This window comes from Methylobacterium sp. CCH7-A2 (assembly GCF_001557075.1).
GTDB classification, from domain to species: domain Bacteria; phylum Pseudomonadota; class Alphaproteobacteria; order Rhizobiales; family Beijerinckiaceae; genus Allobosea; species Allobosea massiliensis.
In genome coordinates, this window is sequence record NZ_LSKN01000182.1 from 1 (window position 1) to 1,060 (window position 1,060).

The 1,060-nt window shown below is 62.5% G+C and carries 2 protein-coding genes; both read right to left on the reverse strand.

What is annotated here, in order from left to right; all coding sequences use genetic code 11:
- On the reverse strand, nucleotides 1-353 hold a 353-nt coding region (dctP, locus tag AX750_RS13875), incomplete at its 3' end, for a TRAP transporter substrate-binding protein DctP (protein WP_197431973.1).
- Between the two features lie 55 nt (nucleotides 354-408).
- Nucleotides 409-1,060, reverse strand: a 652-nt coding sequence (locus AX750_RS13880) for a TRAP transporter substrate-binding protein (RefSeq protein WP_197432824.1), incomplete at its 5' end; no start/stop codon positions are given.

The window sequence follows — 1,060 nt, forward strand, 5'->3', positions numbered from 1 at the left end:
TTCCAGCCCTGCTCGTAGGTCTCGAAGGCGAAGGGCAGCATCGTCAGATTGAGCGCGGGGATATGGGGCGCGAAGGAACCCGTCGACGAGATGGTGAAGTCGACGCCGCCCAAGCCCAGTTGCTCGATGGCCTTGGGATCGCCGCCGAGCTGGCTGCAGCAATAGATCTGCAACTTGTAGCGCCCCTGCGTCATCTCCTCGATCTTCTTGCCGAGGAGTTGCGCGCCGAGATGACGGGCGCTGGTCTGCTGCTCGCCATGCGCAAATTTCAGGGTCGTCTGCGCCATGGCCGCGGGCGCCGCCGAAAGCACGGTCGCCGCCAGGAGGCCGGATATCAGTTTTCGAAGTGTCATGACGCTTCCTCGTCGCGTTTCCATGTCCCTGCGGTTCGTCGACATGCGACCGCTGTTATTTTGCTTGGGCGCGGATGGCAGCCGCCTCCTCGAGTACGGCCTTCGCATCCGCGCCATATTTCTCGCGAGCCTTCTCGTAGACGGGCTCGACGCTGCGCCGGAACGCGGCGATGTCCGGCTTGCGGTTCACTTTGGCGTTCTTCGTCTCCATTTCGGCAAGCAGCGTCTCGTCATTGTCCTTGATGAGCTTGCGCATGAAGGGCGTGACCTCCTGGGCGGCACGAAGGATCAGGGCGCGATCCGCCTCGGGCAGCCGCTGCCAGGTTCTCTCCGAGATCACGACGGGTGTTGGGCTGTAGACATGGTTCGTGATCGTGACATGCGGGGCGACCTCGTAGAATTTCTGGCCGTTGATCATGTCGATCGGGTTCTCCTGACCAGCGACGACACCTTGCTGGATCGCCATGTAGACCTCCGGCAACGGCATGATCTGGACGCCGAAGCCCATTGCCTCGAGCGACCAGCGCATCATCTCGTTGGCGAAGCTACGCAGCTTCTTGCCCTTGGCGTCGTCGGGGCCGTTCAAGGGCTCCCTGGTCGTCATGTTGCGGAAACCGCCCTCCCAGGGGGCGAGGAAGCGGAAGCCCTTCGTCGGCGCCTTGGCGAACTGCTCCTTGAGCCAGGCGGACTCGTCGTAGAATTTCCAG